The sequence below is a fragment of the Paenibacillus sp. DRB1-1 genome (genome assembly GCF_052119485.1).
Lineage (GTDB): Bacteria > Bacillota > Bacilli > Paenibacillales > Paenibacillaceae > Paenibacillus > Paenibacillus polymyxa_B.
The window spans coordinates 4,182,019-4,205,283 of record NZ_JBODQH010000001.1 but is presented as its reverse complement, the minus strand read 5'-3'; the positions used below and the strand labels follow the sequence as shown (position 1 = coordinate 4,205,283).

The following is a 23,265-nucleotide window of genomic DNA, read 5'->3' as shown; positions in this document are numbered from 1 at the left end:
AGCTTATCAGGAGAATTCGGGATAATTGTGGAGCAAATGTGTGAAAAGTATATGAAAAAGCGTGCAGCCCTGTATTTAGAAAATACATGAGTCTGCACGCTATGAGTTTTACAATAACCATCTTCACTAACCAATGGCGATCCAGGAAATAATACCGTAGTTATGCGCGGTTTCGTTCCACTTGGTTACGACGATCACTGCTCCATTCGGCGTCTGAGATTTCAGCGTCGCATGAAAGAGAGGATGGTTCGTCATCGCTACCAACGTGTAGTCCGGGTTTACAAAAGGCTCTCCGAATACAATGGTTACTTCCGTCTCTCCTTCACTGCCTTTCAAAAGAAACGGCGCTCTGCCGAACTGCTGTAATGCGGGCTGATTCGCACAAGTACGGACCGGAGTGATGCTCAAATGCTCCGGCTTCACTGCGTTCAGCTCCAGCTCACGTGAGCCTACCGAGCCTTCCACCAGATGATGACCTTCAATGCTCCGCTCTGCCACATGATGGCTTTGTACCGCAGCCGCTTGCAGATGCTCTGGTCCCACAGCTTCCGGGCTTAGCACCTCGCTGTCGACGGCCTGAGCTTTCAGATGGCTGCGAGATATACTGTTTGCCTGAAGTCTGTCGCCACTGACACCTTCCTCTGGCAAAAGTCCCGAGAGATGTATATCTGTGGACAGCTGAGCCAGTGTCACCGAGCCCGGCTTTAGGTGATGCGAATCAATAACTTCCTCTCCAATGTGGTGGCTTTCAATAGCCTCCTCAGCCACATGACGAGACTGTACCGTTCCATCTGCCAGCTTGCTGGATGTCACAGCTCCTTCCTGTATAGCTTCCTCAGCCACCGCCTGCCAGCCTACATGCTGTGGCTGAATAGCCCCTGCTTGCAGATGCTCCGACTGGACTGAATCCAGCGCGATATGCCTGGACTGCACCACGCCTTCTGCCAGTGCGGACCCTTGGATCGCCCCATCGGCCAAATGTTGAGCGTGTACGGCATGCTCCGTCAAATGGACGGAGTTTACGCTGGCTTCTGCTAGATTCGAAGCACGCACCGCCCGAAGCGCAAGCTTCTCAGCGTTCACGCTGCCTGCCTGGAGCGCGTGAACCGATATACTCCCGGGCGCAATATGCCGGGTCATCACTGCCGAAGATTGCAAGTGGGCTGAGGTGATGGATTCTGGCGCCAGATGGCTCGACTGGATGGTCTCTTCTGCCAAATGATTGGCTTGCACTGCTTCATCCGTAATGTGCCATGGCTGTACGGAATGTGGAGATATTTTGGCAGCGGTCACGATTTCATCTGCCAATTTATCGGACGTAACGGACGCATCCTGTAAAACATCAGTCGTTATCGACTGGGGTGCCAGATGCTCGCCCTGTATGATTCCAATGTGCAGATGGTGCGACTGAATCGATTCTGCGGCAATGTGTACAGATTTCACTGCCCCCTCTGCTAGCGCTGTATCCTGTACTGCGCCATTCGCCAAATGCTGGGTGTGTACCGACTGGGCGGACAAATGTGAAGGACCAACGCTGCCTTCCGCAAGATTCGTTCCTTGAACCGAGTGGGCCGCTAGCTTCTCTGAAGTGACGCTTTCCGCTTGTAGTACACGACTGGATACACTATCCGGGGCCAGATGGCTCGCAAGTACTGCCGAAGATTGCAAGTGGGCTGAAGTGACAGATTCCGGCGCCAGATGGCTCGACTGAACGGCCTCTGCTGCCAAATGATTGGCTTGCACGGCTTCATCTGTAATGTGCCACGCCTGCACCGAATGAGCCGACAGCTTGGCGGCAATTACACTCTCATCTGCCAATTTATCGGACGTAACGGACGCATCCTGTAAAACATCAGCCGATATCGACTGGGGTGCCAGATGCTCGCCCTGTATGGTTCCAGTATGCAGATGGTGCGACTGAATCGATTCCGCGGCAATGTGTACAGATTTCACTGCCCCCTCTGCTAGCGCTGTATCCTGTACTGCGCCATTCGCCAAATGCTGGGTGTGTACCGACTGGGCGGACAAATGCGAAGAACCGACGCTGCCTTCCGCAAGATTCATTCCTTGCACCGAGTGGGCTGCCAGCTTCTCCGATGTGACGCTCTCCGCTTGTAGCGCACGACTGGATACACTATCTGGCGCCAAATGACTCGCAAGTACTGCCGAAGATTGCAAGTGGACTGAGGTGACGGATTCCGGCGCCAGATGGCTCGACTGGATGGTCTCTTCTGCCAAATGATTGGCTTGCACAGCTTCATCCGTAATGTGCCATGGCTGTACGGAATGTGGAGATATTTTGGCAGCGGTCACGATTTCATCTGCCAATTTATCGGACGTAACGGACGCATCCTGTAAAACATCAGTCGTTATCGACTGGGGTGCCAGATGCTCGCCCTGTATGATTCCAATGTGCAGATGGTGCGACTGAATTGATTCTGCGGCAATGTGTACAGATTTCACTGCCCCCTCTGCTAGCGCTGTATCCTCTATTGCGCCATTCGCCAAATGCTGGGTGTGTACCGACTGGGCTGACAAATGTGAAGGACCAACGCTGCCTTCCGCAAGATTCGTTCCTTGAACCGAGTGGGCCGCTAGCTTCTCTGAAGTGACGCTTTCCGCTTGTAGCACACGACTGGATACACTATCCGGGGCCAGATGGCTCGCAAGTACTGCCGAAGATTGCAAGTGGGCTGAAGTGACAGATTCCGGCGCCAGATGGCTCGACTGAACGGCCTCTGCTGCCAAATGATTGGCTTGCACGGCTTCATCTGTAATGTGCCACGCCTGCACCGAATGAGCCGACAGCTTGGCGGCAATTACACTCTCATCTGCCAATTTATCGGACGTAACGGACGCATCCTGTAAAACATCAGCCGATATCGACTGGGGTGCCAGATGCTCTCCCTGTATGGTTCCAGTGTGCAGATGGTGCGACTGAATCGATTCCGGGGCGATATGCACGGATTTCACTGCTCCCTCTGCCAACGCTCGATCCTGTACCGCTCCGGCTACCAGATGCCGGCTGTGTATGGACTGTGCAGACAGATGTGAGGGGCCGATGCTGCCTTCCGCAAGATTCGTCCCTTGTACCGAGCGCGCCGCCAGCTTTTCCGAGGTAACACTTTCCGCCTGTAGTGCACGACCAGATACACTATCCGGCGCCAGATGGCTCGTGAGCACTGCCGAAGCCTGCAAATGACGAGAGGTAACAGATTCCGAGGCCAGATGACTTGACTGGATCGCCTCCGCTGTCAAATGATTGGCTTGCACAGCTTCATCGGTAATGTGCCACGGCTGTACCGAGTTGACCGACAGCTTGGCGGAAGTCACAACCTCATCCGTTAATTTATCGGACGTAACGGACGCATCCTGCAAAGCAGCGGTCGATATGGCCTCAGATGCGATATGCTCTCCCTGAATGGCTCCAGTGTGCAGGTGATGTGACTGGATCGACCCCGGGGAAATGTGTACCGACTTCACTGCTCCCTTTGCCAGCGCTGTATCCTGTACTGCGCCAGTTGCCAAATGCCGGGCGTGTACCGACTGTGCAGACAGATGTGACGGGCCGACGCTGTCTTCTGCAAGATTCGTTCCTTGCACTGATTGGGCTGCCAGCTTTTCAGAGGTGACGCTTTCCGCTTGTAACGCACGGCCGGACACACTTTCTGGGGCCAGATGACCTGTGAGCACTGCCGAAGCCTGCAAGTGAGCTGAGGTGACGGATTCCGGCGCCAGATGGCTCGATTGGATGGCCTCTTCTGCCAAATGATTTCCTCGCACAGCTTCGTCTGTAATGTGCCACGACTGTACCGAGTGGGCCGATAGCTTGGCGGAAGTCACACCCTCATCTGCCAGTTTGTCAGATGTTACGGACTCATCCTGTAAAGCATCAGTCGATATGGCCTGGGTTGCAATGTGTTCTCCCTGAATGGTTTCAGCTTGCAGATGGCGCGGCTGGATTGATTCCGGGGCAATGTGCTCGGACTTCACTGCTCCCTCTGCCAGCACACGATCCTGTACCGCTCCGGCTGCCAAATGCCGCGTGTGAACGGATTGCACAGATAGATGTGAAGGACCGATACTGCCTTCCGCAAGGTTCATTCCTTGTACCGAACGCGCCGCCAGCTTTTCCGAGGTAACACTTTCTGCTTGAAGCGCACGACCGGACACACTATCCGGAGCCAAATGTCTCGTTAGCACAGAGGAAGCCTGTAGGTGCACCGAAGTGACCGCTCCGGATGCTAGATGGGTCGAGTCCACAACGGCCACAGCCAAGTGGTTGCTTCGTACAGCTTCGTCCATAATATGCTCGGACTGCACTGCATGGGCTGACAGCTTGGAGGAAGTCACACCCTCATCCGCCAATTTATCGGATGTAACGGATGCATCCTGCAAAGCATCGGTTGATATGGCCTGCAGTGCAATATGCTCTTCCAGAATAGCCCCGCTTTGCAAGTGCTCTGATTGGACGGATTCTGCTGTAAGATGTGCAGACTTCACAGCGTTCTGGGCTAATTCCGTCTCCTGTACTGCTCCTGCTGCCAAATGCCGAGTGTGTACGGCTTGCGCAGCCAAATGTCCAGGACCCACGCTGTTTTCCGCCAGATTGGGTGCCTGCACAGCACGGGCTGCTAGCTTTTCAGAGGTGACACTTTCCGACTGAAGAGCATGACCGGATACACTGTCGGGGGCGAGGTGTTTGGTTTGGACCGATGCAGATTGCAAATGATTAGAGGTGACGGATTCCGGAGCGAGATGATTCGCCTCCACCGCTTCAACAGCCAGATGGTTACTCTGCACCGCTTTATCCGTAATATGCCACGGCTGCACGGAACGAGCAGACAGCTTAGAGGAAGTGACACTCCCCTCAGCTAACTTAGGAGCCGTAATCGCCAAATCATTGATTTTATCCGTGGCCACACTCTCCGGCGATAGTTTCAGCGAAGTAACAGCATGATCCTGCAAATGATGGGAGTACACCGCTCCGCCGGCCAAATGCGCGGTTTGAACAGCGCCTTCACCTAGTATGTCCGCGGTAACGGACTGTTCTTGCAAAGCCGAGGTTCCAACACTGTCTTCCCCAAGATGTTTGCTCAGCACAGAACTCTGGGCCAGATGGGTCGAATCGACGGATTGAGCCTGCAATGCCTTTCCACCCACACTGTTGTCGGCAAGGTGGTTTTCACGAATCCCCCCCGTTGCAATGTGTACGTGTGTAATGGCTTGAGAGGCAATCTTATTTCCGGTTACCGCCCCAGTGCCAATTTTAGGTTCTGTCACTGCTTCGTCAGCGATTTTATCAGACTTAACCGCGCTCGAAGCAATGTGATTTTCCTTGACAGCCTGATTCGCCACATGGTGTTCCAGAACTGCTCCCTTCCCTAATTTCTCGCTCGTCACAGCCCCGGAATGCAAATGTTGCTCCGTAACCGCCTCCGATGCAATATGATCCTTTCGAATGATTTCGGACTGGAGATGCAAGGAAGAAACTGCCTCTGGAGAAATTTGTGGACCTTGTATGGCTGCTGTAGCAATATGTCTGGTAAGTACCGCCTCATCGGCAATTTTGTGTGGTAATATGCTCTGATCCGATATCTTGGATGAAGTGACGGATTGATCGACAATTTGCAATGAGCCTACAGACTGATCTGCCAGTTTATTGGACTGAATACTCCGATCCGCCAGGTGACGGGCTGTTACTTGGCCCGTTCCAAGCTGTTCTTCCCCAATGGAGCCTGGACTCAGATGCTTTCTTTCAATCGCTCCAGCCTGAATGTGCGAACTGGTAACTGCCTCCGACTCCAGATGACGCCCGCTGACAACACCTTCCTCCAATTGTTCCTTGCCTACAATTCCATTGGATAGCTGCTTGCGATTAATCGAACCGGGAGCCAGATGCCTTGCATGAACGGCATGCTCGGTCAGGTGTGCACTCTCAATGCTGCCAGCTTGGATTTTAGCCGCATCCACAGCCCCATCCCGCAGTTTGGAAGTGGTCACAGATTGATCGCCCAGCTTGGAGCTATCGACAGCTTCATTAGCCAAATTGTTTGATTGAATCGTACCACTGCGAATTTTATCAGAGGTAACCGCCTGATCTTGAAGCATGTCTGAAGACACGATCCATTGCTTGAAGTGACGGCTCTCAATGGAGCCATTCGCAATATGATCGCCGCTGATAATCTTATCAGCCAGCTTTTCTGGAGTGATGCTGCCATCTCGAAGTTTTTCACCACCGATGGAGCGATCCTGCAATTTACTGCCTGCCACAGATGCGTCCGACAGATGTTCCACCGTAATGGAATCCGGGGCAATCTTCGAAGAAGTCACAGCACCGTCGGCTATCTTAATCGTTTGAACGGCATAATCCGCCAGAGAATCCGTGTGGATACTCTCTTGCTTCAGCTTGCTGGAATCTATGGAAGCGGGAGCGATCTTCTCACCCGTTACAGCGAGATCGCTCAAATCGTCTGTATAAATGAAAGCGTTGTTTACATGCGGAGCCTTCTTATTGCTCAAAATTTCCTCCACATCGATTGGATCAGGTTCTGGTTCTGGTTCCGGCTCCGGCTCTGCTTCTAGCTCTTGGGGTTCCCCCATCGACACTTGAGTCTCCTCTGCATCCGCAAATTCAACCTCTGTCTCATGCGAAGCCTCGACTTCAGGTTCCACAATAGTCTGTAGCTCCGGCTCCTCTTTGGTTGGGGGAGGCGGAGAAGCAACTTGATGAAGTCTTGCTTCTGTCTCCCTCTCCGCAGGCTGTGGCTTCACGCGATGTATCATACTTAATTCATTCATATCCGGGTCAATTACACTATAGAGCGGCTTTTTGTTTCTTATGGTTTTGCGGCTCTTATTCTTCAAGCAACTCTCTCCCTTCTCATATTTATCGTTACAGCATCATATGCAGGCACTTAGGCACTTGCCACCCCGTGCAAGGATACACTTTTGGGTAAAAAGGATACTTACTAAAATCCACGTTTGAAAAAAAAAAGTTAAAAGTTAAAATAGTAAGGGTGAAGATCGCTACAAGAAGAGAGGAATTACAATAACATGATTATCAAACCAAGAACACGTGGCTTTATCTGCACCACTGCTCATCCGGTGGGCTGTGCCCAACATGTTCAGGAGCAAATTGACTATGTACAGGCCCGTCCTGCTATCCAGGGACCCCGTAATGTACTTGTGATCGGGGCATCTGCCGGATATGGGTTGGCTTCTCGAATTACTGCCGCCTTCGGTGCGCGTGCCAATACAATTGGTGTATATCGCCCTAGTAATGCTAGCGCCACACGTACAGCATCGGCAGGCTGGTACAATTCTGCTGCATTTGAAAAAGCTGCTCAGGAAGCTGGGCTTAAATCCTTAAGCGTGACGGGAGATGCCTTCTCAGATGAGGTCAAAGCCAAAACGGTGGAAGCCATTCGCGAAGAACTGGGACAAGTCGATCTGGTGGTTTACAGTGTCGCTTCAGGTCGCCGTACAAATCCCCGCACAGGCGAAACGTTTAATTCCGTGCTCAAACCTATTGGTAAGCCTTACACAAACAAGACCGTTAACTTCCACACCGGGGAAGTCAGTAGCGTGACGCTCGAACCCGCAACAAAAGAAGAAGTACAAGGAACTGTAGAGGTTATGGGCGGTGAGGACTGGAAATTGTGGATTGACGCCTTGCGAGCTGGCGGTGTACTCGCCGATACTGCAACTACCTTCTCTTTTTCGTACATCGGTTCAGATATTACACAAGCCATCTACAGAGAGGGCAGTATCGGAAGTGCAAAGGATCATCTGGAGGAGACAGCACATCAGCTGAACGATCAGCTGAAAGTTACAGGCGGACGCGCCTTCGTCGCAGTCACTAAAGGACTCGTTACCCAATCTAGCTCCGCTATCCCTGTCGTTCCTCTGTATATTTCTGCTTTATATAAGGTAATGAAGGAAAAAGGGCTGCATGAAGGGTGCGTAGAACAGAGCTACCGTCTGTTTGCTGAGCGTCTGTATGCACCAGAAATCCCTGTAGATGAAGAAGGACGTATTCGCATTGATGATTGGGAACTGCGCGAAGACGTACAGGCAGAGGTTGAGAAAATATGGGAGGCGCTGACAACCAACAATATCTACGAATTGTCAGATCTTGAAGGATATCGTCACGAATTTTTCCAACTGTTCGGCTTTGAGTTCGAGGGTGTAGACTATGATGCTGACATTGATCCCATCGTAAATATTCCCAACGTGCGCTAAGCCTTTAATACCGTCATTATGTCAGAAAAACAAACAAAAGCTGTTCTCCAGCAGAGAAACATTTCGTTCTGCTTGGAGGACAGCTTTTGTTTTTTAATTAAAAGGGACACTTGTGTCCGCTCTGAACTGCAAAATGAAGCAAACATTGCAATTTTAAAATTCATTTGATATTGTACAAGTAGGCATAGCAAAGTCCCTCTTCCTAACAAGAGGGTAAACACAGTTGGACAAGTCCTACCTTGACTGACCGTGATTTTATTTGCTCAGCCCACCACATCCATATAAGGAGGTGTACAACATGGCAAAAGACGTTCTGTGTGAAGTCAATTCATGTACGCACTGGGCCCAAGAGAATAAATGCAGCGCTAGCTCCATTTACATCGTAAGCAACAGACCTGAAGACACTCACAAGTCTGAAGAAACAGACTGCAAAACCTTCGAAGCCAAGTAAATCTTTGATTTCAAGCCTAGTTTTATAATGAAGGAGCCCATGCCCGGGTTCCTTCTTTCTTATGATATTCTAACAATAATGATAATTATTATCAAGTCCTTTTTCGGTACAGAAAAACGCTATTCGCTTGTATACAATCATTTCTCTGCTACTTTATAAATCCAAGCCGAAAAGGACACTGCTGTTCTCTCTAAAGACAAAAAAAAAGAAGCGTCGCTCTGAACGATTCGCTTCTTGTGCTTGACCTTTTGTAATTGTTCTTGCTTGGTCGGCTTCACTCGTATGTGCTGTGAAATCTCGCCATAATGGTCATTCGTTTTGCGGCTTTGTGCCGCGCAATAGATTCCAGCGCGTTTTGCCTTGCTCAGCGCTTTTTGTGTTTGAGTACGTGCCATACGGCTTCACTCTCCTTCATTGGACTCCTTTTATCATAGCATCCAATAGTCAAATCGTGAATGGTTTGTCTGACTCAAGCATTCTTCAATTGATTAAATGTCTGAAAAAATATCCGGATCGCCACTGGAGGCCGCTACAATAAAAACAATAACTATAAAAATGATGATCAGTGTATAAATCAGTGTACCGATAATACTACATACCAATCCAGCAATGGCCATACCTCTGCCTTGCTCTCCATGACGGTTAATTTCCTTCAAGGAAAGACTGGACAAAATAATACCCACAATTCCGATAATCAACCCAATATAGGGAATGACAACAGATAAAATCCCGAGCACCATCGAGGCAACAGCTTTACTATTTGTAGGTGGAACTACTGGGGGCGGGTTAAATGGGGCGTTATAATCGTTCGTCTCCTGAAAAGGATCGGAAGATCGAGGCTCCTTGTACAAATCACTCATCTGTTAAATTCAACTCCAATAAGTAAAATAGCAATTATATAAGTTCTAGGGTACCACAATCTTACAAATCAGGACAGTACTTATTTCGAATTTTTAAATTAGAACGTTAAAAAGAAGAAACCTAGCGATATTAGCACTTTTTGAGGTAACCGGGCATACAGTATTGTACCTGTTACAGATCAATTGCGCTCCATGAGAGCATCCTGCCAAGGAGGTCGGAGCTATGTTATATCGTTCAACATCCCGCAGAAAGGGCTCGCCTCACAAACGTTTAAATGCAGATACACTTAGGAAAATATCCGCTGCCATGCTACCCTTTTACAAAGCTATTGCAACCCGACGTGCTTTTGCCGTCCAATGGTCACGAGCTGTCGTTCAGGGCAATTTGGATCGGATGAAATCCCTTCTCTGCTCAGTAGCACCATTTGCCGCCAAACAAGGCTTAGGCACGAATGGCATCGGCTACTTTATTTCCTTTTTAGCTCAGCCACCGATGCTCTATTATACGAATGGAACGACGATTCCACCGGGGACTGTGCAGTTTACGTTTGAGCCGAGAGTTCATCGCGCCATTGCAAAAGCCGTTTTTCCGCTGTATCGCGAATTGGCACGTAATTCATGTTTTGCTTCTGCCTTAGCCAAAGCGATCAACAGACAAGACCAGCGTGCAGTTCATGTCATGATTCGTAGTTTGATTCCATCCTCTGCGCTGAAATCCGTACAAATTGAGGATGATGGCTTTGCATTGCTTTTTAAGTATCCCTTTAGTAAGTACCCATATCGCAATCTGCTCTTTCGGGAATTCAATTAAGAAGGTATGCTACTAGCGTGCTTGCTTGAGTTCTCCAATGAGCTCTTTTCCCAATTGTATAGCCATATCTGTCAGCACTCGGATTTCGTCCTTGGTTGCATGATCTAAATGTGCCCCGCAGCAAATGGCAAAATTGCCTGCAAACTCTTTTCGCAAGCGAACTGCAATTTCTTCGGTAATATAAAACTCCTTGTGATTTTGCAATTGCACAGTTTGAATCGGCTCGAGTCTGGCCCCTGCTGTAATCGTTCCCAAATGAGGCTGATCACCGCCTGAAATGAGTACAATGATATCTTCCCCCATAAAATAGGCATCCAGCACAAGACGGATACGTCCGCTTTCTTTTTGCAAATGAATCAATAGGATCCTCTCCTGCTAAAAAATATTATTGTGAAACGATTCACTTTTTAGAGTTCTACTCATTGTACCGCTTCTTGAACGGCTCGACAATTAAAAATGGCCCACAGCAGCCTCTATAAACCGGGGCTTGCTGTGGGCCTTCATTGTTATTCTAAAAGAAGCATTTCCTTTCCTACTGGCTGTTAACGGATCGTGATCGTATGCACAGTCTTACCACTTGCGCCGTCATTATCCGTTACCGTTAGCTCTACGGTATATGTTCCAGCTGTGGTGAATTTATGCTTCACCTTGGAACCGACCGCCGTATCGCCATCGCCAAAATTCCAGCTGTAACTGACGATCTCACCGTCTACATCACGGGAAGCTTTGGCGTTAAATTGTACATTTTTGTTCTTCTTGGCTGATTCGTTAGCCTGAATAATGGCTACCGGCTTCTCATTGGATGGATTCGGATCAGGGTTCTGTCCTCCACCATTGGTTACATACAATCTTCCCGGTGCCTCCGTCTCCACTTCATTTCCCGCTGCATCCCTTACCCGGATCACGATGACTCCGCCTTCCAGGTTCAGAGAAGATGAAGTGAAATAAGTACCTTCATAGTGGCCTGACGAAGTTTCATTTAATGGAATATCGTTGCGGCCCAAAGTGGACAGGTTGAAAGGCAGCTCCACATGGAAGGACGCCTCCAAACCGGATGCACTGTCAAAGGATACTTGTACCGGCTGCCCTGGAGTAATACGCACATCCTCAGCAGGGCTAATGTTTTCAAGCTTCGGCAGAGCTGTATCGACATACACCGAGCGCGTAACGCTTGTTTCGTTTTCGGCAAGATCCTTGGCCGTCACCGTAATTTGATTTTCACCTTCGTTGATAAGCAACCGCTTGTTAAAGCTGCCGTCACTTCCAAATTCAGCGGGCTCACCATTAATCGTCAATTCGGTGAGGAACTCGTCATACACGGTACCGACTACACTGACTACACCCGCGTTTGTACGCGCCCCTTCATCAGGCGATGTCAGGATCAGACCCGGTTTAGTCTGATCGAGCGTCACAACCACCGTTTCGGAACGATCCGTTAATTTGCCGTATACCGCTGCTTGAACACTTAGCGGATTAGTACCTGGTTGAAGATCAACCGACAAACTGAACTGGCGATCCTTCACTTTCGTTGTGCCAGCCAGCTCCTTACCGTTAAAGAGCTGAATATCGGCTCCTTCTGCCGGGGAAGTTCCTGTTACGGTAATCGACTCTTCCTGCGTATACGTAGCCTTCGTAGGAGTCGTAATCGTTGGAGCATTCACCGGATATCTGACGATAGCCCGGATCATGTAGTTCCCTTCCTCCTCAGGTGATTGGCTCCATGCGCCACTTACACCTTGCCAGCTGCGAAGTGCATTCGGGCCACTCTCATCTGTAGCAAGACCCGGCGACTGTGTGCCTACAGCAGACTGTGTATATACGATGTAGAAGTCACCTTGAACCGTCACCGGCTCTGGAAGCTGCACTGTCGTCCATTGTGACTCATCCCGCACGGCAGTCCCGTCGAATGGACCAGCCAATAATCGTCCAGGCGCTCCTGCCGTACCGGAGGCGTCATAAACAGAATATTGGAATGCCGTTCCTCCCGGATTCGGGAAGGCAGAGTTCCAGAACAAAAGCGATGCTCCTGTCACTTGAGCCACTTCCGACTCAGGCGTCATTCTGACTGCCCATGAATTGCCTGCCGCGTTAAAGGCTCTGGCATTTTCTCCTGTCCCGTCATCGTAGGCGATGCCTCCCTGGAACCCGATGAAAGGTTTCAACGTGACATTCGCTTCCACACTACCGTTCGGAGGAGCAATAACGGATACACTGTCGCTATAATAATTCTCAGCTGAAATAGACAATGTGTATGTTCCTTCCAGCACGTCCAGCGTAAATTCTCCAGCCTCATTCGTCTCTACCGGAGCAATACGTGCATCCTCCAGCACCAACACTTTCGCTTTTTGGATCGGTTCACCGGATTGCTTGTCGGTAATGACCCCGTGAATCGTACCGTGAGGTATGGCCTGAAGACTAAAGTTTGCTCTAATGACTTTGTTATTCTCAATCGTGACTGCTTTCGTTTGAGGCACGTAACCATAGGCTTCAGCCTTCAGCGTATAGTCGCCCGCTACATGGGTGAAGCTGTATTTGCCTGTGGTCGGATCCGTTTTCACCGAACGTCCGGTTTCCAATACCGTAACCGTAGCACTGGCTGGAAGACTGTCGAGCCCGACACGTCCACTATCCACCGTTGTTTCTGCCGGCTTCACTTTCTCCAGGAATTCACTCTTTTCAGTGCTTGTAATTTTGTACAGCGGGAATTGTTCTTCCGCTTTTTCCAGCTTGATATTCGACTCAGGTACGATGTCCTTGGTCACTGTCGCAGCTGGAATACCCAATACACGGAAATCGTCAATGTACCAACCGTTCTTGTTCACACTGTTATCCGATTTCAAACGGAAGCGAATTTGAATCTCATTGCCGGTGTAGCTATCCAGATTGTAATAAACTGGAGTCCACTTTTTTCCATTCGTATTGTGAGAGAACTTGCCCAGCTCGCTCCACGTGTCGCCATTGTTTTTGGACACTTCCACATAACCGTAATCATAGCCAGCCTCAATTTCAAACCAGTGATTGAAGGTCAGTGTTGCGTTGCGTACAGCCTGCAAATTAATTTTTGGAGAAACCAGCGAAAATTCAGCTCCGTTCTCATAATTGCTATCAAGATCGGTTGCCCACACATTTGGTCTGGACACTGCGCTCTCTGGTCCTACTTCCTTCGGAATGCCACGTTCCCACTCATCCTTGGTACCGGAATGAGTCCAGCCATTATCCGAGCTGCCGTCAAAATGATCGCTATACAGCGTATCCGGCACGTCTACTCTCAGAGAAGCCTCATTTGACTTGATTCCTTCATTGCCACTATAATCCTCAGCCGCCACTGCATAATGATAGGTTGCTCCACCGACCGTGATGGTATCTGTGAGTGTCAGTGCTGAGGTTGTACCGATGGAAGTATAATTTTTGCCTGATTGGGTAGAACGATACACCTTGTACTGCTTCACATCTTCATCGGAGGAAGCATTCCAGGCCAGCGTGACGTTGCCCACAGTATCTGCTTCAGCAGTCAAATTGCTCGGCGCAGCAGGTGCAACGGTGTCTGGCTCCTGAATCGACAGATCGTCAATATACCAGCCATCTTTCACAACCGTATTGTCACTAGTAAAGTTGAACAGGAGGTATACCTTTTGACCCGCGAATGCCCGCAAATCAAGATATTGTGTTTTCCAGCCGTTGCTGGTGCCAGTAAACGATAATACCTGCTCAAACGCATTCTGATTGTTTGTGGTTGCTACGTATACTTTGCCGAAATCAGAATTGTTTTCAAGATCGTACCAATGCTTGAAGCTGACCAGTGCCCCTTTTGAGCTCTCGGTCAGATCAATCGGAGGGGCCATAAAATAACTGTTGGAGTTGGCCTGATATTGGCCTTCGAGATTTGTCGCGATGACCTTTGTACCCGAATGTGCGCTTTTAGGGCCGCTTGTCGGAGTTCCCCATTTCCAAACACTGCCCTGTCCACCGATATTAATACCAGCAATGTCTTTTTCAAAGTCTTGTGTGTAGCCTGGTTTTACGCCTTTGGAGATTTTAACCTTGTATACTTCAGTTTCAAATCCGTTATTACCGTAATCATTTACACGAATATAGTATTCCAGACCAGCGCTGTCCACCAAAAAAGTCGGGATGGACGCTTGATATGTACCATCTTTGCTGTCGCCGGAGGTCCGTTCCAACGGAATATATACATAGTTTGACGTACCTGCTGTTTTGGCAAATGCCTCAACGGCTGTCACGCCGACATCATCCGTTACATGAGCAGTCAGAGGTATATCAATACCCTCGAATGCCGCTGCGGGCGGTGTATGCTCGAGAACAGGTGCTTCCAGATCGTCGCCACCCGTTACAACTTTACCAGACACGGAGCCCAGACCTTGCATGACCGAACCGACTGCATCCAGCGCATTAATGACACCATGTCCGTAGCCATTGTTTGGCGAAGTAGGATATGTGCTGTCCGTGCGCGGTGTAGCTGTGTTCATCAAAATTTCCTCAAGCTGGTCTACGGTAAGCGAATGATTCGCTTGCAGCAACAGAGCCGCAAGGGCCGCCACATGAGGTCCCGCCATAGAAGTACCGTTATATCCGCCTTTATAGGCGCCACCAGCGACAGATGACCGGATATTCACACCCGGTGCGGAAACTTCTGGCTTCACCTCACCATAGGGTGATGGTCCTAACAAGGAGAAGCTGGCCAGTTTATCATTGATATCGGTGGCTCCAGTAGCGAAGGATTCCGGATAGTTCGCCGGATTGGCTACCGAGGCAGGACCGCCCGGATTGGAAAGAGAGGTATTACCTGCGGAGAATTCGGGGAAGATTTGAGCATCCCTCCATGCCTGAACCACAGGCCGGAACCATTCATCAAGACCCGGTCCGCCTCCCCACGAGTTGTTCACTACGTCTGGAGCAAGCTCGGGATGAAGATTCCCTTGGGCATCTTTTGGCGCAAGCAGCCATTGACCGCCATCCAGTATAATCGCATCCGTCGTTTCCGGATTAAAAATCCGAACCGCAATCCACTTCGCACCAGGTGCAACGCCAACTCGGTTCGTTCCGTTTTCCTCAGAGCCGACCATCGTGCCCATCGTATGTGTACCATGGGAATCGTCTTCCTGATCGACCGGAAGCGTCGCATGACTATGCGGATCGTACCAGCTCAGCTCGGGATTCACGACATTGCCTGCCGCGTCCAGACCCCGCCATTTGCGATGAAGGGCCGGATGTGTATAATCTACACCTGTATCCAGATTGGCGACCACGATTCCGGTTCCGTCGATTCCTTTTTCCCACACTTGTGGTGCGTTAATATGGGATATGTTCCATTCCACCGTAGATGGGTCTACAGCGTTCTTACCTGCATTGCCAGGCTTAGCCGATGTTTTGCCATCGTCCTTCTCCAGCTCTACAGCTTTCTCTACCGTTGCAGACTTCGCCGTTGCTGCTGTCGCTGTTTCAGCCGTTTTGGCATTTGCTCCCTCTGCTTGCTTGTCAACCGTCACCTTTTGCAGATAACGCGTTTCATTCGGCAAGACTTTATCGACCTCAGGCAGCTGCGAAATATGATCCAGCACCTCCTTGGTGCTTGTTACAGCCAATGCATTGACAATAAAAAAGCTTTTATATTCCTTCACTCCGCCGCTCTCTGATTGCTTATCCAAATAATTTTCAAGCCCATATTGGGTTCTTGAAGCCGTTTCACGCAGAGAGCTGATCACATGGCTACGTGCAGCCATTTTGGCAGCGGAGGGTGTTATTTTCTCAAGTGAGGCCTTTTGGAGTGCATTTTTGGAAGCCTTGTTGGTGTCTACCTGTTCTTTTAATTTGACCAGATAGGTAACATAGTTATTCTCCTCAAACTGTTTGGTCAGTTTCGGGGACACCTTCGCGGTCGTGACCTTGTGCGAGGCAGATTTCAGCTCCAGCTTGGAGCCATCCGGTGTGTTATTCGCCAAAGCAGGTTGAACAAAGGAAAAGGCCATTAGTAAAGATAGTCCGATAGATAGTGGTTTCTTGAATCGTTTAGGTTTAATCAATTACTTCTCCACTCCTTTTACTAGGTTTAATGATTCTGGAATAACCTGTACAGAGTAAGACCTCATGCCTAGCACATCAAACACACGGGTTGCACAACACGATGTGGTTGGCGACCACCTCCTTCATAGAATATAGAGGCACAAAAATATTTGGCTGTTCGTAGGTAGTAGTACTTCATAGGTGAGTTTACGATCCAAATAGCAAGCGATGAAATTCAGTAGAAACCAAGGAGAAAAAGCAGGAGAACTTCGAAGAAAAGACATGTTATATCATTACATTTTATATTAAAAATTGATATATAATCATATATTATGGAATAGTATAAAGTTATCAAAACAGATATACAAGTCATTTTTTTGCATTTTTCTTGAAATTCTATGACTTTTATATTCTTTTATGTACGAAAACCCCTTTTTTGCGGCTACGTAAATAGTGCATTACACGGTTAACAGGTGTATGCAATCTCTGTACGAGCCGCTCAAAGGGATTTTGGGGGGTCTTTCTTAATCCTGTCTTTCGCTCTATATCTTGTTCATTGGAAGTCGCTTATGGGACTTTTGTAAAATCCTCACTTAAGTACGGAGTTCACCGCAGCAAGCGCGTCGATCAGACCATATCCGTAACCATTGTTCGGTGAAGTCCGATACTGGCTGTCTGTCAGCGGTGTCGCTGTTTTTGAAATAACATCCTCCAGTTGATCCACAGTCAAAGATGGTTTGGCCTGAAGCAGTAATGCTGCTAATCCGGCAGTATGCGGGCCTGCCATGGAGGTACCGTTCCATCCCCCCTCATACACTCCGCCCGGTACAGAAGAACGGATGTTTACACCAGGAGCCGAAATTTCAGGCTTCACTTCGCCATAAGGAGAAGGACCGCGCAACGAGAAGCTGGCCAGCTTGTTGTTAACGTCCGTGGCTCCTGTCGCATAAGCTTCCGGCAGATTCGCCGGATTGGCTACAGACCCAGGTCCGCCCGGATTGGACAGTGTTGTGTTGCCGGCGGAGAACTCAGGGAAAATCTGAGCCGCTCTCCACGCCTTGGTGACTGGACGATACCATTCATCCAGGCCAGGTCCACCGCCCCAAGAGTTATTCACCACATCCGGTGCAAGCTCAGGGTGCTTTTTACCGTTTTTATCTACAGGAGCAAGAATCCACTGTCCACCGTCCAGTAAGATGGAGTCGGTGGTATCTGGATTGAATACTCGAACCGCAATCCATTTGGCGCCAGGAGCAACACCGATTTCATTCGTACCGTTGCTGTCCGAGCCAACGCTCGTACCCATCGTGTGTGTACCATGTCCATTTGAATCAGTTGGCAGAGATGCCCCGTTAACCGCATCATACCAGCTCAGCTCTGGATTCACGACTTGACCGGAAGCGTTCAAACCGCGCCATTTTCTTTTCAACGCAGGGTGAGTATACTCTACGCCCGTATCAAGATTGGCAACGACAACCCCTTTGCCGTCAATGCCTTTGGCCCACACCTGTGGTGCTTTGACTTTGGTAATATTCCATTCAACCCGGCTTGGCGTTACAGCATCCTTATACACGGATTCTTCCACCGATTTTTGCGCATTCTCTTCCGTCACAGCCTTATCTACAGCGGCTTGATCTGCAACCGCTTGGTCAGCTGTAGATTCCTCAACTACGGGCTGGGCATCCTTATCTATTTCTACCTTTTGCAGTTCCCGCTTTTCATCCGGTAAAATTTTGTCGATCTCAGGAAGTGTGGCGAGATTATCCATGACCTCTTTGGTGCTGGTTACCGCAAATGCGTTCACGATAAAGTAACTCTTGTACTTTTTGACGTTTCCGTTATTGACTTCCTTCTTTAAGTATTCTTCCACGGATTGTTGCGTTTTTTCTGCTGTATCCATGAGAGAGTTCACAACTGTTGTACGTACAGAAAGCTTGGCGGCAGCGGGTGAAATTTGCTCTGCAGAGGCCTTTTGGAAAGCATGCTTGGCAACTGACTCCGTATCCACCTGATCCTTCAATTTAACCAGATAGGTGACATACTCACTGGCACTGAATTGTTGGTTCAGCTTGGCTGAAACCTTGGCGGAAATGGTTGATCCTCCTGCTGAGGTGGCTGTGCTGGAATCTCCATATACCGGAGAAATTAGAGAAAAAGCAAGAAGAGCGGTAAAACTGACCGACAGCGTCTTTTTGATATTTTTCGACTTAATCAATACTTTCCATCTCCCTTTACTTGGTTTTTTAATTCTCAAGGACAACCTTCCGGCCAGCTACGTCAAAAGCTCACAAAATAGCCTCTGGTACTCACCTCCTTTAAAAAATATAGATTCCGCTGGGGTGAAATCCATAGGTCATCATTCTGAGGTGAAAAACCCTTGGTGCAGACCGCAAAGAACAAGCATAACGGGTAGGAACAGGTGAACAAGTTTGAAAATGGTAAGTGAAAAAAATGAAGAAAAAGGTAGGGTAAGAAACTAGAAGTGATCGAGGAGGTTGATAAGCAAGTATTAAAATACAATTTAAAACAGAAGAATGAAACATATGGTATCTTTTGAATCTAGTATAGTGTCATAAAATCAGATATTCAAGCATTTTTTTGAATTTTATTCCTTTTTTTCTTTAAGAAGAGAAAAATCTCTTCCATTTTCGAAGCAAATGCAACTCTTCATTGTGCACTTGGTTTCGGAGATTAGAAGAGATTTTTCGGCATTCAGCAACAAATTTAAAGAGTGTTATCTGCTGCTATTTACAGGTATGGGAACCGATACGGCTCCATCTGGAAAGGAAGATTTGGTTTGCTGCGATCTGCGACACAGACTCGTACATTCTCGGAAAGCCATTTGCCTGCATCCACAGCAATGATCCTGATTCACCAGCGCAAGGGCAGCTGTAAGGGCCTCTCCTGTATGTTCGAAAAAATGCTTTTGTCCAATCATGTCGTAGCATCCGGTTTTCTGTAGTAATGCCAAAGGTTGAGGCTGGAGTCCGGAAACAAGCACCGTCCCGCCAGACTTCCGGTATTTATGAATTAATGCGGTAAAGTTACCTTCTCCCGTCATATCCATAAAAGGGACTTTTCCCATACGCAACAACAAAATCCCTTGTAGGTGGTCAGTCCGACCTCCCACACCTGAGTTTTCCAATACCGAGGCTGCACCAAAAAATAGAGGGCCTTCCACATTATAAATAGCCACCTGCGGGCAATCATGCTGATCTGTGACCATATGCGCGCCTACTTTTTCATGTTTTACAGAAGGATCAGGAAGTACCTTATCTACTGAAAGTGTATTGCTCATACGTTTGACAAACAATACAACCGCCAGAATTAAACCCACCTCCACAGCCGTTGTCAACGTCGTAAAAACCGTCAGCAAAAAGGTGACAACCAGTACGATAGAATCCGCTGTCCGCGTTTTGAGAATGTGCGCAAAATGCTTGCGCTCACTCATATTCCACGCTACTACCATCAGCACCGGAGCCATACTGGCCAACGGAATATTAGATGCATAAGGTGCAAAAAGCACCAGAATGAGGAGCACCACGAACCCATGTACGATGCCTGACATAGGAGAAACAGCACCGTTACGGATATTTGTGGCGGTGCGGGCAATTGCACCTGTCGCAGGAATACCGCCAAACAGCGGTGTCAGCAAATTAGCAATCCCTTGTCCAACCAGTTCACGATTGCTGTTATGCCGGGCTCCCGTCATACCGTCAGCTACCACAGCTGAAAGCAGAGATTCAATAGCTCCCAGCATTGCAATAACAAGTGCTGGCGGTAAGAGTTTCACGATCAAATCCCACGTCATCACAGGAATATGTAGCTCAGGTAAAGATGCTGGAATTGCGCCATACGCAGATCCAATGGTAGCCACCTGCCCTGGAAAAAGTAAAGCTGCCACCAGCGTTGACAAGAGTAGGCCAACCAGTGAGCCGGGTATCTTGGGCCATTTTTTAGGCACCAAAATAAGCGCGGCAAGACAGATACAAGCCGTCAGGATACTATATACATTCAGTGAAGGAAGTCGATGGATGAGCTCTGCCATGGAAGGCAGAAAAGTTTCATGCCGCTCTACCCCACGCAAGCCGAGAAAGTTAGCAATCTGACCGCTGAATATCGTCACGGCAATTCCGGCTGTAAAGCCAATTGTTACTGGCTTGGGAATAAACTTAATCAGTGCCCCCAGCCTTAGCACACCCATTAAAATGAGCATAATGCCCGCCATAAAACCGGCTATGAGTAAGTTCTCATAACCGTATTGCATGACAATAGCCAGCAAAATCGGAATAAATGCACCTGTAGGTCCTCCGATCTGGAATTTGGACCCTCCCAGCAGCGAAACCAAAATTCCCGCAACAATGGTCGTATACAGCCCATATTCCGGCTTTACTCCTGATGCAATGGCAAACGCCATACCGAGCGGAATCGCCACAATCGCTACAATACTTCCGGAAATTAGATCCTTTCGCAAAGCCCCTGCGTTATAGCCTTCGAACCTTCCTATCCACTTCATTCCTGTAACCCTTCTTTTCTGTAATAGCATTACTTCTCGTTACGTATACCTTCCAGCAACGAGATAGCTTCAACCAAATGATTGTCAAAAATCCGCCGCGCTACCGCAAGCAGCTCCGTCAAAAGCGGATCACGTAGTGAATACACAACCGATGTACCTTCCTTGAAGCTGTTCACCAAATTTTTGGCCCGTAAAACGGCCAATTGCTGCGATACGGCAGAACCTTCGGAACCGAGCGCAGTCTGCAGCTCGTTCACATTCCGTTCTCCTTCACTCAGCACCTCCAAAATACGGATGCGCAGAGGGTGAGCCAATGCTTTGAAAAAGTCGGCCTTAAATTTCTGGAGATCTCCTTCCATGCCTGCTCCGTCCCCCTCACAGAATTGTCCTATAACGATCAACAATATCTGAATATTTGAATATTTAGTACAATAACAGCTTTGGGCCAATTGAACTATGATGTTACTCACACTTCACCATGAGTAAAGTCACATTCTCCCACACTTCTATCTTTCAGGGGTTGACAGCTTCCACAGGTTTCCATTAACATAGCAATTAACTTTAAGAAAAGGGGGCCGACAGACATGACCGAGCTTTACATGATAACGACAGACAGACAGCATGATACAACCACATATTTGAGTTTTCGTCTCATCGGCCCCGTTCGGGCGACATGATGGGTGATATCACGCTGTCTGACGGCGTGATTAGCCAGGCTTTTTTATTTTTTTATGCTATTGGAAGAACAGGTTATTTTACGTATTTATGATGTGTTGATCATAAAATGTAATGACACTTTCGGTGCAGGAAGCCGTAGACGACAAGTCTGCGGTTTTTTTTGTTTTTTAAATCTTTTTATGCAAGTATTTATGAATTTACATGAAGAAGGGAACTACCCATTTAAATGAATATACAACATACAACCAACTCGTCCTTGCATGAAGGACCATACAGCCATCTGATGAAGCTTCCGGCAGGTGATCTAACCGTATATGCTTCTCAGCAGCTTTTCTCCTCACTGGATTACAAAGTGTTCGAGATGGCTAATAACAATTTACAAATTCCTGGTATCCGCTATATGGGATACACACCAGATGTACATGTAGGCGTCGGAACCTGCATCGGTACGACTGCTGTATGGGGAATGGAGGACGGCTATGTATCTCCCTCCATCGTCGGCAGCGATATTGGCTGCGGCATGCGCGTACACCTGACCAATTTGCACAAGGATGCTTTGAAGGAAACCAAGCTGCGACGCAAGCTGGTCAAAACCATCGACAAATACTTGCCCATAGAAGCTCACCAGCGCGGGCATTATTCGGATATCCGACTGGAGCATATTGTACGCAAGGGTCTACACGGCTTACCCAACAAATATATTCCAGACAGCTACACCCCTAAGAAATCCACCTCACTCACCCATGTAGAGCACAGTAAGTTCTCCTTTGACGAGGAGGTGCTGAATCTTGTCGAAGACCGTACATGGCATCGGGCTCACCGACAGCTAGGCACACTGGGTGGAGGCAATCATTTCGTCGAAATTCAGGCGATTGAAATCGCGGAGGAAAACCGCGAAACAGCTGAAGCGTGGGGTATGTTCGACGGTCAGGTAGCTGTGATGATTCATTCTGGATCGCGGGCTTGGGGTGGAGCAGTTAGCCAGGCCAGTTCATCTGCTATTGCCAAGACGATGAGCCGTCTCGGACTCGGTACCTCTGACCCGAGACTGGTATTCGCACCGCTGGACCATCCCGAGGCTGCACATTATGTCGATATGATGTATTCGGCGCTAAATTATGCCGTGGTGAACCGACATCTCATCGCATACTCGGTGCGTGAAGCCTTCCGCGATGTCTTTGGTACAAAGTGCGAGTTGCGTACTTTGTACGATCTAATGCACAATTATGCTTGGGAGGAATCCCATCCGGATCACGGCAGCGTGTTTGTGCATCGTAAAGGTGCTACGCGTGCTCTTCCAGCAGGACACCCCGACAATCCACGGCCTTATCAGGCGACAGGGCATCCGGCCCTGATCCCCGGCTCTATGGGGACAGCTTCTTATATTATGGTAGGTTTACCGGGCGGTCAGGATAACTTCCACTCCATTTGCCATGGAGCAGGCCGTATTCGTTCGCGTTCTGCGACCAAACGACTCGTCAGTGTGGACGATTTTGCAGGGGCCCTGGGTGTAGGGACAGACGACGAAATTGTGGTCAATCAGGCATCACTGGAAAGCATTATCGACGAATCTCCGCAAGCCTACAAAAATGTAGATGATATTATCGAAAGTGTCACCGGGGCAGGACTCGCAGCAGTTGTAGCCAAATGCAAGCCGCTAGCCGCCCTGAAAGGAGCCAAATAA

At 48.8% G+C, this 23,265-nt stretch carries 12 protein-coding genes; 4 read left to right on the top strand and 8 right to left on the bottom strand.

Annotated features, from left to right (window positions below; translation table 11 throughout):
* Positions 1 to 126: 126 nt before the first annotated feature.
* Entirely contained in the window at positions 127 to 6,867 is a 6,741-nt protein-coding gene (locus ACQW03_RS18910) for a WIAG-tail domain (RefSeq protein ID WP_441951161.1), read from the bottom strand.
* A gap of 189 nt (positions 6,868 to 7,056) precedes the next feature.
* On the opposite strand from ACQW03_RS18910, the gene fabV reads away from it, so the two are divergent.
* On the top strand, positions 7,057 to 8,244 hold the full coding sequence (fabV, locus tag ACQW03_RS18905) for an enoyl-ACP reductase FabV (RefSeq protein WP_441951159.1): 1,188 nt from the start codon (positions 7,057 to 7,059) through the stop codon (positions 8,242 to 8,244).
* Between the two features lie 298 nt (positions 8,245 to 8,542).
* Complete coding sequence (locus tag ACQW03_RS18900; protein WP_023989813.1) at positions 8,543 to 8,695, top strand: DUF1540 domain-containing protein; 153 nt, start codon at positions 8,543 to 8,545, stop codon at positions 8,693 to 8,695.
* 137 nt (positions 8,696 to 8,832) lie between these two features.
* Here the strand turns inward: ACQW03_RS18900 and ACQW03_RS18895 are convergent, their stop codons facing one another.
* Together ACQW03_RS18895 and ACQW03_RS18890 are read right to left on the bottom strand one after the other, a co-directional pair.
* Positions 8,833 to 9,090 (bottom strand): hypothetical protein, encoded by a 258-nt coding sequence (locus tag ACQW03_RS18895; protein ID WP_258296705.1) that lies wholly within the window; start codon positions 9,088 to 9,090, stop codon positions 8,833 to 8,835.
* 93 nt (positions 9,091 to 9,183) lie between these two features.
* Positions 9,184 to 9,555 (bottom strand): DUF4190 domain-containing protein, encoded by a 372-nt coding sequence (locus tag ACQW03_RS18890; protein ID WP_025720792.1) that lies wholly within the window; start codon positions 9,553 to 9,555, stop codon positions 9,184 to 9,186.
* A 223-nt stretch (positions 9,556 to 9,778) separates the two neighbouring features.
* On the opposite strand from ACQW03_RS18890, the gene ACQW03_RS18885 reads away from it, so the two are divergent.
* Entirely contained in the window at positions 9,779 to 10,366 is a 588-nt protein-coding gene (locus ACQW03_RS18885) for a hypothetical protein (RefSeq protein WP_258296706.1), read from the top strand.
* 12 nt (positions 10,367 to 10,378) lie between these two features.
* On the opposite strand, the gene ACQW03_RS18880 is transcribed toward ACQW03_RS18885, so the two are convergent.
* From ACQW03_RS18880 to ACQW03_RS18860, 5 genes are all read right to left on the bottom strand, one after another.
* Positions 10,379 to 10,726, bottom strand: a complete 348-nt coding sequence (locus ACQW03_RS18880) for a hypothetical protein (RefSeq protein WP_023989817.1) — start codon at positions 10,724 to 10,726, stop codon at positions 10,379 to 10,381.
* Positions 10,727 to 10,908: 182 nt separating this feature from the next.
* Positions 10,909 to 16,407 (bottom strand): S8 family serine peptidase, encoded by a 5,499-nt coding sequence (locus tag ACQW03_RS18875; protein ID WP_441951155.1) that lies wholly within the window; start codon positions 16,405 to 16,407, stop codon positions 10,909 to 10,911.
* Positions 16,408 to 16,976: 569 nt separating this feature from the next.
* Positions 16,977 to 18,602 carry a S8 family serine peptidase gene (locus tag ACQW03_RS18870; RefSeq protein WP_441951153.1) on the bottom strand — a complete coding sequence of 542 codons (1,626 nt, stop codon included), beginning with the start codon at positions 18,600 to 18,602 and terminating at the stop codon, positions 16,977 to 16,979.
* 519 nt (positions 18,603 to 19,121) lie between these two features.
* Positions 19,122 to 20,903, bottom strand: a complete 1,782-nt coding sequence (locus ACQW03_RS18865) for a SulP family inorganic anion transporter (RefSeq protein ID WP_076294346.1) — start codon at positions 20,901 to 20,903, stop codon at positions 19,122 to 19,124.
* A gap of 29 nt (positions 20,904 to 20,932) precedes the next feature.
* Positions 20,933 to 21,262 carry an ArsR/SmtB family transcription factor gene (locus tag ACQW03_RS18860; RefSeq protein ID WP_013311437.1) on the bottom strand — a complete coding sequence of 110 codons (330 nt, stop codon included), beginning with the start codon at positions 21,260 to 21,262 and terminating at the stop codon, positions 20,933 to 20,935.
* A gap of 545 nt (positions 21,263 to 21,807) precedes the next feature.
* On the opposite strand from ACQW03_RS18860, the gene ACQW03_RS18855 reads away from it, so the two are divergent.
* Entirely contained in the window at positions 21,808 to 23,265 is a 1,458-nt protein-coding gene (locus ACQW03_RS18855; protein ID WP_441951150.1) for an RtcB family protein, read from the top strand.